Below are 12552 nucleotides of genomic sequence, written 5' to 3' on the forward strand. Positions count from 1 at the left end.
CAATGACCTCCTCTTCTTCCTTTTCCCAGGACTCCAAGCGCTTCGCGCACAGCCACCCCGAGGGTTTTCGGGCCGATGCCCTGATGGAAGAGGACGTCGCCTGGAGCCACGAGATCGACGGAGACCGGGACGGCGACCAGTTCGACCGCTCCGACCGTGCGGCCCTGCGCCGTGTGGTGGGCCTCTCCACCGAGCTCGAGGACGTCACCGAGGTCGAGTACCGCCAGCTCCGCCTGGAGCGGGTCGTCCTCGTCGGCGTCTGGACCTCGGGAACCGTGCAGGACGCGGAGAACTCCCTCGCGGAGCTCGCCGCCCTCGCCGAGACGGCCGGCGCGCTGGTGCTCGACGGAGTCACCCAACGCCGCGACAAGCCCGACGCGGCCACCTACATCGGCTCCGGCAAGGCCGAGGAACTGCGTGACATCGTCGTCGAGACGGGCGCGGACACCGTCATCTGCGACGGTGAGCTCAGCCCCGGCCAGCTGATCCACCTCGAGGACGTCGTCAAGGTCAAGGTCATCGACCGGACGGCCCTGATCCTGGACATCTTCGCCCAGCACGCCAAGTCCCGAGAGGGCAAGGCGCAGGTCGCTCTCGCGCAGATGCAGTACATGCTGCCGCGACTGCGCGGCTGGGGTCAGTCGCTGTCCCGGCAGATGGGCGGTGGCAAGGGCGGCGGCCTCGCCACCCGTGGTCCCGGTGAGACCAAGATCGAGACGGACCGGCGCCGGATCCGCGAGAAGATGGCGAAGATGCGCCGGGAGATCGCGGAGATGAAGACCGGCCGCGAGATCAAGCGCCAGGAGCGCAAGCGCCACAAGGTGCCGTCCGTGGCCATCGCGGGCTACACCAACGCCGGCAAGTCCTCGCTGCTCAACCGCCTCACGGGCGCGGGCGTGCTGGTGGAGAACGCCCTGTTCGCGACCCTCGACCCGACCGTGCGCCGGGCCGAGACCCCGAGCGGGCGGCTGTACACGCTGACCGACACGGTCGGGTTCGTACGCCACCTGCCCCACCACCTGGTCGAGGCGTTCCGCTCCACGATGGAGGAGGTCGGCGAGTCCGACCTGATCCTGCACGTGGTCGACGGTTCGCACCCGTTCCCGGAGGAGCAGCTGGCAGCCGTGCGCGAGGTGGTCCGGGACGTCGGCGCCACCGACGTGCCCGAGATCGTCGTGATCAACAAGGCCGACGCGGCCGACCCGCTGACGCTCCAGCGGCTGCTGCGCGTCGAGAAGCGGTCCATCGCCGTCTCGGCCCGCACCGGCCTGGGCATCGAGGAGCTGCTCGCGCTCATCGACAACGAGCTGCCGCGCCCGTCGGTCGAGATCGAGGCGCTCGTGCCGTACACGCACGGCAAGCTGGTCGCCCGTGCCCACGACGAGGGCGAGGTGATCTCCGAGGAGCACACCCCGGAGGGCACCCTGCTCAAGGTGCGGGTCCACGAGGAGCTGGCGGCGGAACTCATGCCGTACGTTCCGACGCCTGCGCTCTGAGCCCGAGCCTGGCCCGCGTCTCGTGCGACGCGAGAAGGCCCGCCCCCTGTCAGGGGGGCGGGCCTTCAGCATGTGCGGGTCACTGACCGCCGTACGTCTTGCTCATGTTCTGGTAGAGCGCCTCGGCGTCCCGGCCCAGCTGCGGACCGGCCAGCCACGAGTTGTCGGCCGGGCCGATCGAGGTGTTGGAGACCAGCACCGACTTGCCGTTCAGGACCCGGAACCAGCCGCCACCGGACGAACCGCCGGTCATGTCGCAGCCGATGCGGTACATCGTCGGCAGGGACGGGCTGAGCGAGAACCGGCCCGGCACGTCGACGCACTTGAACATCTTCTCGCCGTTGTACGGCGGTGCGGCCGGGTAGCCCCAGGCGCCCATCTTGCGGGCCTCGGCCGCGGACGGGGCGGAGAAGTCCACGTCCAGCGCGGCGCCGACCGTCTCCTCCAGGGACTTCGCGCCCTGCTCCGGCTTCACGTGCAGCACCGCGTAGTCGTACGCGGCTCCGTCGCCACCGGTCTCCGAACCGCCCTGGATCCACTGGTTCGACGTGGAGGCCCAGTTCGCCCACCAGTTGCCGTACGGGGCGATCTCGCTCTGGTTCGCGTTGCTCAGCTCCGCCTCGGACTTGCCGAGGTCGTTGTAGGCCGGTACGAAGACGATGTTGCGGTACCAGCCGCCGTTGCCGCCGGCGTGCACGCAGTGGCCCGCCGTCCAGACCAGGTTGGACTTGCCCGGGTGGTTCACGTCCTTGACGACCGTGCCGGAGCAGACGGCCGGGCCGTCGGGGGAGTCGAAGAAGACCTTGCCGACCGGTGCCGCGTTGCGGTGGTACGGCGTCTTCTCGGCCTGTGCCCGGACAGGCGCCGGGTCCGGGTCGCTGACCCCCTGGCCGGCCGACGCGTCCTTCGTCGTGACCGTCTTGTCGGCCTCGTCGGCGGACCGCATCCGCTCCGGCTTCCAGAGGCCCTCGATCACCGGGTTGACGAAGTCCTTGGCGTCACTGAGCCACTTGTCCTTGTCCCAGTCCTTCCAGCCGCCGTCCTTCCAGCGGTCGACGTCGATCCCGTGCTCCTTGAGCCTGCCCGCGAGATCGGCCGGGATCTTGACCTTGCCGCCGTCCGCGGCGGCCTGGGAACTGCCGGCGTCGGGCTTGTCGCTCGCCGAGTCCTCGGAGCCGTTGCAGGCGGTCGCGGTGAGCGCCAGGGCGGCGACGAGCCCGGTGGCCGCGAGGGCGGTGCGCCGCCCACGCCTGGATGCGGGCGTACGAGTGGAACGCATGGTGCGATGACCCCCGTTGTGCGTACGTATGTGGTGCTGGTGCTGGTGCTGGTGCTGGTGCTGGTGCGTCGGTGCGGGGGCGCCGCGTGTCCATGTCATGGTGCGGCGCCGGTGCTTCCGCGCGACTCCCCACTATGCCCGTGGAGTTGAGGGGCTACCGGGGTGGGGCGGTGAAGGTTTCCGAGAGCCCCCGGGCCGGGCCTCGTGAGGAAGCCGCCCGGGGTGCGCCGTCCCACCGGCAGCGCGATTCAGCGGCCGGTCAGCGGTTGGCGTACTTCTTGCTGACCGAGTCGTACACACCCTTCGCCACGTCGCCCAGGCGCGGTCCGGCCAGCCAGCCCGACGTCACCGGGCCGATCGAGGTGTTGGACACCAGCGCCGGCTTGCCGTCCGAACCGGTCGCGACCCAGCCACCGCCGCTCGAACCGCCGGTCATGGTGCAGCCGATGCGGTACATCGTCGGATCCGACGCGGTGACCGACAGCCGCCCGGGCCGGTCCTGGCAGCGGAACAGCTTCTGCCCGTCGTAGGGCGGCGCGGCCGGGTAGCCGATCGCCGTGACGCTCTTCACCTGCGGCACCGCAGGCGCCTTGAAGTCGACCGGCAGCGCCGAACCGACCATCTCCTCCAGCGACTTGCCGCCGCTGCCCTTCTCCGGCGTCACATGGATGACCGCGAAGTCGTACGGCGCACCGTCACCGCCCGTCGAACCGCCCTGCTCGATCCACTGGTCCGAGGTCTGCGCCCAGTCGCCCCACCAGACACCGTAGGGAGCGACGTCCTCGCGGGTGGCGTTCTCCAGTTCCGCCACCGGCTTGCCGTCGTCGTTGTACGACGGCACGAACGCTATGTTGCGGTACCAGCCGCCCTTCTTGCCCGCGTGCACGCAGTGGCCCGCCGTCCACACGAGGTTGGACTTGCCCGGGTGCGCCGGGTCCTTCACGACGGTCGCCGAGCAGACCGCCGAGCCCTCGGGGGAGTCGAAGAACACCTTCCCCGCCGTGGGGGCGTTGGCGTGGTAGGACGGCGGCACGGCCTGCGCCTCGACCGGCTCGGGCGTCGGGTCGGTCACGCCCTGGTCACCGGAGAGGTCGCTGTCGTCGACGCCCTGGTCGGGCTCCTCGGCCTCCCGCATGCGGTCCGGGTTCCAGAGCCCTTCGATGATCGGGTTGATGTACTCGTTCGCCTCGCGCAGCCAGTCGTCCCGGTCCCAGTTCTTCCAGGCGCCGTTCTTCCACTTGTCGACGTCGATCCCTTGCTCGCGGAGCCGGTCCCTGATGTCGTCCGGGATCCTGAGCTTGCCGTCGTCGGAGGCGGTGGCCGACGCGGAGGCCTCACCGTCCGCCGTGGCGTCGCCCGACTCGCAGGCGGTGGCGGTCAGCACGAGCGCCGAGGCGAGGGCCACCGCGGCCAGCACGGGGGAGTTCCCGCGGCGCGCCCTCCCTCCTCGGCCGGTATGGGACGACGGTCGTGTGGATCGCATGATCTGACTCCCCCTGGTACGGAACGAACGTGGACGAACCGGCGCTTCGCCCCCGATTCCCGCTGTCTCGCGGGAACTTCGGGGCGACCTCACGGTGTCCGGGAACGGCACCACACACTATGCGGTGGCTGTGGGGGCGATCCGACGGATCCGCAACAGTTCCGTCACGGAAAGGATCTTGAGGCAACCCGTAACCCCGTGAGTGATCCGGGGTTGGTAGCGGATGGGGGGCCTGCTGTCTGGATGCGGTCCTCTGTGCCCGTGCCCAGTGGGAGGTCTTGGAAGCCGTGGCGGAATCCACCGATGGGGGTCATGCGTCAGAGGAGGCCACTGTGGGGTGTACGCAGGTGAAATCCGCCCCCGGCGGGGCCGTCGACCACGCTGCCCCCGCCCCGCGCTCCACGCCCGAGGGAGCCCCGCGCCGCCAAGGCGCACGCGAACCCGCCGCCCGGACCTACGCCCGTGCCCTGCCGATCGTTCCGGTGCGCGCCCGGGGACTGACCATCGAGGGCGCGGACGGCCGCCGTTACCTGGACTGCCTCTCCGGCGCTGGCACACTCGCTCTGGGCCACAACCACCCGGTCGTCCTGGAGGCCATCCGCAAGGTCCTCGACTCCGGCGCACCCCTGAACGCCCTCGACCTGGCGACACCCGTCAAGGACGCCTTCCTCGACGAGCTGCTGCGTACCCTTCCGCCGGGCCTCGCCGCGCGGGCGCGGGTGCGGTTCTGCGGACCGGCCGGCAGCGAAGCCGTGGAGACCGCCTGGGCGCTGGCACGCACGGCGACCGGACGGAGCGGCCTCCTGACGTTCACCGGAGCCGGTCGCGGTGGTACCGCCGGAGTCCTCGACGCCCCGTCCGCGAACACCCATGACGCGCGGGTGGCCCGCCTGCCCTACCCGCAGGACTACCGCTGCCCGTTCGGCGTCGGGGGCGAGCACGGGGCCGACCTCGCCTCCCGCTGGACGGAGTCCCTCCTCGACGACGCGGGGTCCTGGGTGCCGCTGCCCGCCGGGATGCTCGTCGAGCCGGTCCAGGGCGAGGGCGGCGTGATCCCCGCACCGGACTCCTGGCTGCGGCGCATGCGGCAGCTCACCGCCGACCGGTCCGTCCCGCTGATCGTCGACGAGATCCAGACGGGCGTGGGCCGGACCGGCGCCTTCTGGGCCGTGGAGCACAGCGGCGTGACCCCCGACGTGATGGTCCTCTCCAACGCCATCGGCGGCAGCCTGCCGCTGGCCGTCGTCGTCTACCGCGACGACCTCGTCACCCGGGAACCCGGCCACCCCGCCGACGCCTTCCCCGGTAACCAGCTCGCCATGGCCGCCGGCACCGCGACCCTCGCCCACGTCCGCGAGAACGCCCTCGCCGACCGCGCGGCGACCCTGGGTGCGCGCCTGCTGAGTCAACTCCGGCAACTGGCCTCCGATTTCGCGTGTGTAGGGGATGTGCGGGGGAGGGGACTGATGATCGGGGTCGAGCTGGTGGATCCGGACGAGGAGGGGGAGCCCGGCTTCACTGGCGGTCCCGGGGCTGTGGAAGGTGTCGCGGCGGCGTCGTGGGTGCCCGGCAGTGGACGCCGGCCGCTCCCCGCCGCCCCCGAACTGGCTGCCGCGATCCAGCGGGAGTGCCTGCGGCGCGGCCTCATCGTCGGACTCGGCGGCCCTCGCGCGAGCGTCGTGCAACTGCTCCCTCCTCTGACCATCACCGACGAACAGGCGGCGGCCGTACTGGACCGCCTCGCCGACGCGGTCCGGGAAGCGGCCCGGTGCCGAGGGGGTGGCACGGCAGCCACACCGTGAACGCGGCGAGCGCCAGTGGCGTGGGAGCCCACGCCCTGGCCGGGCGTGGGTGCCGGGCCACCAGCCAAACCGTCGCGCGTCGGGCGACCCAGCGCCCACGCGCCCTATGCCCGGCCTGTACTCCCGCCCGCCCGCTGCGCGACATCGCGCCCCCTCGGGCCGCGCCGAGCGGAGTGGAGCTCCTCGGCCCGCCGCCCCCACCCGCATGATCCGAACCACCCCATGAGGTACCTGTCGTGAATGCCACCCCCCACCCCGACGACCCCACCCCGACGCCTGGACACGGCTCCGTCGGCGCCTGGCCGCCGGGGACGTCACCGAACCCGCGGATCCCTCACCAGCGGCCGGTCGCGAAACCCGTCCAGGGGCTGAGCGAAGGCCCGGACGGCGACCCCCTGGAGCATCCCGACCCGCACACCGTCGCCCAGGCCGCCGCCGTGGAGAATCTGCTCCGCTGCTGGGCGCGCGAGACCGACCAGCCGGCCCCGGCAGACGGCGTGCTGCGCATCCCCCTTTCCGCCAGTGGCACGGCTCTCCTCGCGCCGGTCCGCTACTGGTCCCCGACGGGCTGGCACCGCTTCGGTCCTCCTCGTCTCGCCGACGCACCCGACCATGCCCCACCGGCCGACGCCGTCACGATCGCCGCCCTGTTCACGAGGGAGACGCCCTCAGACGGCTCCGGTAACGGATCCGCTCACGACTCCCTTCCCAAGGGCGCCCCCAGCCCCGCCACCGCCGGCTTCGCGGACGGCGCCGGGCTCGTCGCGGGCGTTGCCGACTCCCTCCGCCGGGTCGCCGGTTTCGTCACCGCCCGCCGGGAAGCCCCTGCCGACGGCCCCGACCTCTTCCTGTCCGCGGAACAGGCACTCGTCCTCGGACACCCCCTGCACCCGAGCCCGAAGAGCCGCGAAGGCCTCTCCGACGCCGAAGCGCTGCTGTACTCACCCGAGTTGCACGGCTCCTTCCCTCTGCACTGGATGGCTGTCGCTCCCTCCGTTCTCGCCACCGATTCCTCCTGGACCGAACGCGGGCGCCCTGTCGCCGCGCCCCGGCTCACCGCCCGCCTCGCCGGGACCGCACCGGCGCAGCCCGACGGGTACGCCCTCCTGCCCCTCCACCCCTGGCAGGCACACGAGATCCGTCACCGTGCGGAAACCGCTGCCCTTCTGGACGCCGGGCTGCTCCGTGACCTCGGCACCCACGGCCCTCCCTGGCACCCCACCTCCTCCGTGCGAACCGTCTACCGAACCCACGCCCCCGCGATGCTCAAGCTCTCGCTGGGCCTGCGCATCACCAACTCCCGCCGCGACAACCTCCGCAAGGAACTCCACCGCGGCGTCGAGGTCCACCGTCTGCTCCGCAGCGGCCTCGCCCAGCAGTGGCGGGCCGTGCACCCTGGCTTCGACATCGTCCGGGACCCGGCCTGGCTCGCCGTGGACACTCCCGACGGCGTCCCGGTGCCCGGACTGGACGTGGTGATCCGCCACAACCCGTTCAGCCCCTCCGACGACGTCTCCTGCGTCGCAGGACTCCTCTCGCCGCGCCCGTGCTCCCCGACCTCGCTGGAGGGTGCACCGGGGGGTTCGGAGAAGCACGGCCCGGCCCTGCGGTCCCGGCTGGCCGAGGTCGTCACCCGTCTCGCCCGCTGTACCGGCCGGCCCCGCGGAGCTGTCGCCGCCGAGTGGTTCCTGCGCTACCTCGCGCACGTGGTGCGTCCCGTCCTCTGGCTGGACGGCGAGGCCGGCATCGCCCTGGAAGCGCACCAGCAGAACACCCTGCTCCTGCTGGACCCCGACGGCTGGCCCACGGGTGGTCGTTACCGCGACAACCAGGGCTATTACTTCAGGGAGTCCCGGCGTGCGGAGCTCGACGCCCGGCTGCCCGGCATCGGAGAACGGAGCGACACGTTCGTCCGTGACGAGGTCGCCGACGAGCGGCTCGCGTACTACCTGGCGATCAACAACGTGCTCGGTCTCATCGGCGCGTTCGGCGCCCAGGGGCTGGCGGACGAACGGCTGCTGCTCGCCGCCTTCCGCCGCTTCCTGCGGGACGTCGCCTCCGGCCCGGCCCCGCTGCGCACCTCGCTGCCGGCCCGATTGCTCGACTCACCCGTCCTGCGCTGCAAAGCCAACCTGCTGACCCGGCTGCACGGCCTCGACGAACTCGTCGGCCCGGTCGACACCCAGTCTGTCTACGTCACCATCGCCAACCCCCTGCACTCCTGAGCGCCTTGATCGCCCCTGACCACTGTTGATCTGCCTCCTTCCTCCCTGAGGACATGCCCCACCCCTTCATGAGAGGAGCGTTCGGTGCCTCCCGCCGAGCCGACCGCCGAAACTGGTGTCACCCTCCCTGGCCTGGCCGACGTGGCCTGCGGTGCCGGGCCCCGATCCGACTCCCCGGATCCCGGCAGAGCCTCCGGGGAGTGCTCGGCATCACGCCCTCCCTCCGTCCCGCGTCGTGACGACCTCCTCGACCGCGTCGCCGAATGGGGCCCGGTCGACACACCCGCAGGAGGGTTCCACCTCGTCCCCGTGTGCCTCGAACGCGACCTCCCGCTCATCGGCCGCTGGATGAACGACCCCGCCGCCGCGGCGTTCTGGGAGCTGGCGGGACCGCTGGAGGTGACGCACGACCACCTGTGGGCCCAGCTCGCCGGCGACGGGCGCAGCGTGCCGTGCATCGGTGTTCTCGGCGGAGGGCCGATGAGTTACTGGGAGATCTACCGGGCGGATCTGGACCCGCTGGCCCGTCACTACCCGGCCCGGCCTCATGACACGGGGATCCATCTCCTGGTCGGTGGGGTCGCCCATCGTGGGCATGGCCTCGGGGGTCTGCTGCTCCGGGCCGTGGCCGATCTCGTTCTCGCGCAGCGCCCCGCTTGCACACGTGTCATCGCTGAACCCGACATTCGCAACACCCCCTCCGTAGCCGCATTCCTGACCGCCGGCTTCCGGTTCTCCGCCGAGCTCGACCTGCCCGCCAAGCGGGCCGCCCTCATGGTCCGAGACCGGCCCCTCCGGCACCTGTCGTAGCGCTGTGTCACCGCCCCATCACTCATTGAACGCGGCTCGTCCCGCCGCAGTTCCCGCCCGTCACGCGAAAACTTCTGAGCAATTCCGCCACGACCTCGTTCGCGCAGCTCCGCCACGACCTTGTTCGCGCAGTTCCACCACGGCCTCGTCCCCGTGGCCGATCGGCCCGCCCAGGGACCCCCACCACCTCACCGAGGAGCCCACGGTCTTGATCCCGTCCCCCGTCCCCGCCTTGATCGCCCGTTTGTCAGTGCGGGGTCGTAGGGTGGTCGCGCTATGACGAAGCCCTCACTCCCCGAACTCCTGCATGCTGCCGTCACTGCCGTCGGCGGTACGGAGCGCCCCGGTCAGGTGGCCATGGCCGTAGCCGTCGAGCAAGCGATCGACGACGGCTCCCACCTGCTGGTCCAGGCCGGCACCGGTACCGGCAAGTCGCTGGGCTACCTGGTGCCCGCGCTCGCGCACGGGGAGCGAGTGGTCGTCGCGACCGCCACCCTCGCCCTGCAGCGCCAGCTGGTGGAGCGCGACCTGCCGAGAACGGTCGACTCACTGCACCCCCTGCTGCGTCGCCGCCCGGAGTTCGCGATGCTCAAGGGCCGGTCGAACTACCTGTGCATGCACCGACTGCACGAGGGAGTCCCGCAGGACGAGGAAGAGGGCCTCTTCGACCAGTTCGAGGCCGCCGCGCCCACGAGCAAGCTGGGCCAGGACCTGCTCCGGGTGCGCGACTGGGCCGACGAGACCGAGACCGGTGACCGTGACGACCTCACGCCCGGTATCTCGGACCGTGCCTGGGCCCAGGTGTCGGTGTCGTCGCGGGAGTGCCTGGGCGCCTCGAAGTGCGCGTACGGCGCCGAGTGCTTCGCCGAGATGGCTCGTGAGCGGGCCAAGCTCGCCGAGGTCGTCGTCACCAACCACGCGCTGCTCGCGATCGACGCCATCGAGGGGGCCCCGGTCCTCCCACAGCATGAGGTACTGATCGTCGACGAGGCGCACGAACTCGTCTCCCGGGTCACCGGAGTCGCCACCGGCGAGCTCACCCCCGGCCAGGTCAACCGCGCGGTGCGCCGTGCCGCGAAACTCGTCAACGAGAAGGCCGCGGACCAGCTCCAGACCGCAGCCGAGGGTTTCGAGCGGCTGATGGAGCTGGCGCTGCCAGGCCGTCTGGAGGAGATTCCCGAGGACCTCGGTTACGCCCTCATGGCGTTGCGCGACGCGTGCCGCACGGTCATCTCCGCGATCGGCGCGACCCGCGACAAGTCCGTCCAGGACGAGGACGCCGTCCGCAAGCAGGCCCTGGCCTCCGTGGAGAACGTGCACGACGTGGCGGAGCGCATCACGAACGGCTCCGAGTGGGACGTGGTCTGGTACGAGCGCCACGACCGCTTCGGTGCCTCCCTACGCGTCGCCCCGATGTCCGTCTCCGGTCTGCTGCGGGAGAAGCTCTTCGCGGACCGTTCCGTGGTCCTGACGTCCGCCACGCTGAAGCTGGGCGGCGACTTCAACGGCGTGGGCGCCTCCCTGGGCCTGTCCCCCGAAGGCACCGAGGGCGACGACGTCCCCAGGTGGAAGGGCATCGACGTAGGCTCGCCCTTCGACTACCGCAAGCAGGGCATCCTCTACGTCGCCAAGCACCTGGCCCGTCCCGCGCGGGACGGCGACCGTGCGGACATGCTCGACGAGCTCACGGAGCTGATCCAGGCGGCGGGCGGCCGCACCCTCGGCCTGTTCTCCTCGATGCGGGGGGCCCAGCTGGCCGCCGAAGAGCTCCGGTCCCGGATCCCCGAGTACCCGATCCTCCTCCAGGGTGAGGAGACGCTGGGCGAGCTCATCAAGAACTTCGCGGCCGACCCGAAGACCTGCCTCTTCGGCACGCTGTCGCTCTGGCAGGGTGTGGACGTCCCGGGACCCAGCTGCCAGTTGGTCGTCATGGACAAGATCCCGTTCCCGCGCCCGGACGACCCCCTCATGAGCGCCCGGCAGAAGGCCGTCGAGGACGCGGGCGGCAACGGCTTCATGGCGGTCGCCGCCACCCACGCCGCGCTCCTCATGGCTCAGGGCGCCGGCCGGCTCGTACGGGCGTCGGGGGACCGGGGTGTGGTCGCGGTCCTCGACCAGCGTCTGGCGACCGCCCGGTACGGGAGCTATCTGAAGGCGTCACTGCCCGATTTCTGGTTCACGACGGACCGTAACCAGGTGCGGAAGTCGCTGGCGGCGATCGACGCGTCTGCCCAGCAGGCGGCAGCCGGGCAGACGGACGACGCATGAGCTGCGGGTTGGCCGGTGGCTCAGCCACCGGCCAACCGCCGGCCCTCGCCACACGAGTAGGCGGCCCCGACCTGCCCCCGGACAGCGCAGGGCCCCGGAACCGGCGCAGAGGTCCCGGGGCCCGGTCAGGGGGCGGGCCCGTGGGGCCCACCTGACGCGGTGCGCGCTGTCAGACGCGTCGCAGTACGGCCACCACCTTGCCGAGGATGGTCGCGTCGTCGCCGGGGATGGGCTCGTAGGCCGCGTTGTGCGGCAGGAGCCAGACATGGCCGTCCTCGCGCTTGAAGCGCTTGACGGTGGCTTCGCCGTCGAGCATCGCGGCCACGATGTCGCCGTTCTCGGCGACCGGCTGACGGCGCACCGTGACCCAGTCGCCGTCGCAGATCGCGGCCTCGATCATCGAGTCACCGACGACCTTCAGGACGAACAGCTCGCCGTCCCCGACCAGCTGGCGGGGGAGGGGGAAGACGTCCTCGACGGACTCCTCGGCGAGGATCGGGCCACCGGCGGCGATCCGGCCGACCAGCGGCACGTACGACGCGGCCGGCTTGCCCGCGGTGTCCGTGGGCTGCACCGAGGCGGCCTGGTCGGAGCCCCGCACCTCGTACGCGCGCGGGCGGTGTGGGTCGCGGCGCAGGAAGCCCTTACGCTCCAGGGCCATCAGCTGATGTGCCACGGAGGAGGTGCTGGAGAGGCCGACGGCCTGACCGATCTCCCGCATGGACGGCGGGTAGCCCCGTCGCTGCACGGAGTCCCTGATGACCTCGATCACGCGGCGCTGGCGATCGGTGAGTCCCGAGCTGTCCGCCCGGATGCCGGGAGGTCGGCCCGGCAGGGAGCGCTTGTGCCCCTCAGGGTTCGTGGCTTCGTTCATCGCATGCACCGGCTCCAGTCGGCCCTGGGAGCGGTCCTGGGCAGCGATGGCGGCACTGTCTGCGGTGGTGGTCACGTCGGCCCCTCTCGATGGTCTCCCTGCTGGACAACGGTAGTTGCTTTCGAAAGGTTGCGCCAAACACACGTTCGAGTGAAAAATCGCGAATCATCAGACGCGATCGTGTGTCCGGGTGTATTGGCGGCCGTGCCACCTGGCGGGCAAAAGGGCCCATTGCTGTACTCTTCACCGCCGGGGTGATCACTCGTGCACTGGTGCCCCAGTCTGCCATCCGGCATTCCCCTGCCCCGGGACCAG

Annotated in this window: 8 protein-coding genes; 5 read left to right on the forward strand and 3 right to left on the reverse strand. The window is 71.4% G+C overall.

Features of this window, described 5'->3' with window-relative positions:
* Positions 1-2 precede the first annotated feature (2 nt).
* On the forward strand, positions 3-1496 hold the full coding sequence (gene hflX, locus QOL88_RS29405) for a GTPase HflX (protein ID WP_097221308.1): 1494 nt from the start codon (positions 3-5) through the stop codon (positions 1494-1496).
* A 79-nt stretch (positions 1497-1575) separates the two neighbouring features.
* Here the strand turns inward: hflX and QOL88_RS29410 are convergent, their stop codons facing one another.
* Both QOL88_RS29410 and QOL88_RS29415 read right to left on the reverse strand, forming a co-directional pair.
* Positions 1576-2775 (reverse strand): trypsin-like serine peptidase, encoded by a 1200-nt coding sequence (locus QOL88_RS29410; protein ID WP_097221309.1) that lies wholly within the window; start codon positions 2773-2775, stop codon positions 1576-1578.
* 259 nt (positions 2776-3034) lie between these two features.
* Complete coding sequence (locus QOL88_RS29415; protein ID WP_097221310.1) at positions 3035-4258, reverse strand: trypsin-like serine peptidase; 1224 nt, start codon at positions 4256-4258, stop codon at positions 3035-3037.
* A 347-nt stretch (positions 4259-4605) separates the two neighbouring features.
* On the opposite strand from QOL88_RS29415, the gene QOL88_RS29420 reads away from it, so the two are divergent.
* The 4 genes from QOL88_RS29420 (at position 4606) to QOL88_RS29435 (ending at position 11363) form a co-directional block, all read left to right on the forward strand.
* The gene (locus QOL88_RS29420) at positions 4606-6060 is read left to right on the forward strand and encodes an aminotransferase class III-fold pyridoxal phosphate-dependent enzyme (RefSeq protein ID WP_097221311.1); all 1455 of its coding nucleotides are present in this window, start codon (positions 4606-4608) and stop codon (positions 6058-6060) included.
* Positions 6061-6296: 236 nt separating this feature from the next.
* On the forward strand, positions 6297-8285 hold the full coding sequence (locus tag QOL88_RS29425) for an IucA/IucC family protein (RefSeq protein WP_179878994.1): 1989 nt from the start codon (positions 6297-6299) through the stop codon (positions 8283-8285).
* An 84-nt stretch (positions 8286-8369) separates the two neighbouring features.
* Positions 8370-9095: a GNAT family N-acetyltransferase gene (locus QOL88_RS29430; RefSeq protein ID WP_097221312.1), complete on the forward strand. Its 726-nt coding sequence runs from the start codon at positions 8370-8372 to the stop codon at positions 9093-9095.
* Positions 9096-9371: 276 nt separating this feature from the next.
* On the forward strand, positions 9372-11363 hold the full coding sequence (locus tag QOL88_RS29435; RefSeq protein WP_283445910.1) for an ATP-dependent DNA helicase: 1992 nt from the start codon (positions 9372-9374) through the stop codon (positions 11361-11363).
* 169 nt (positions 11364-11532) lie between these two features.
* On the opposite strand, the gene lexA is transcribed toward QOL88_RS29435, so the two are convergent.
* A complete protein-coding gene (gene lexA, locus QOL88_RS29440) occupies positions 11533-12312 on the reverse strand; it encodes a transcriptional repressor LexA (RefSeq protein WP_031108030.1) in 780 nt (259 codons plus the stop codon).
* Positions 12313-12552 lie beyond the last annotated feature (240 nt).

It is taken from the genome of Streptomyces sp. Ag82_O1-12 (assembly GCF_900182715.1).
GTDB lineage: Bacteria > Actinomycetota > Actinomycetes > Streptomycetales > Streptomycetaceae > Streptomyces > Streptomyces massasporeus.

Excerpts from the sequence above, each read along its gene's own strand:
- hflX (WP_097221308.1), top strand. The coding sequence starts at position 3 with ATGACCTCCTCTTCTTCCTTTTCCCAGGACTCCAAGCGCTTCGCGCAC.
- QOL88_RS29410 (WP_097221309.1), bottom strand. The coding sequence starts at position 2,775 with ATGCGTTCCACTCGTACGCCCGCATCCAGGCGTGGGCGGCGCACCGCC.
- QOL88_RS29415 (WP_097221310.1), bottom strand. The coding sequence starts at position 4,258 with ATGCGATCCACACGACCGTCGTCCCATACCGGCCGAGGAGGGAGGGCG.
- QOL88_RS29435 (WP_283445910.1), top strand. The coding sequence starts at position 9,372 with ATGACGAAGCCCTCACTCCCCGAACTCCTGCATGCTGCCGTCACTGCC.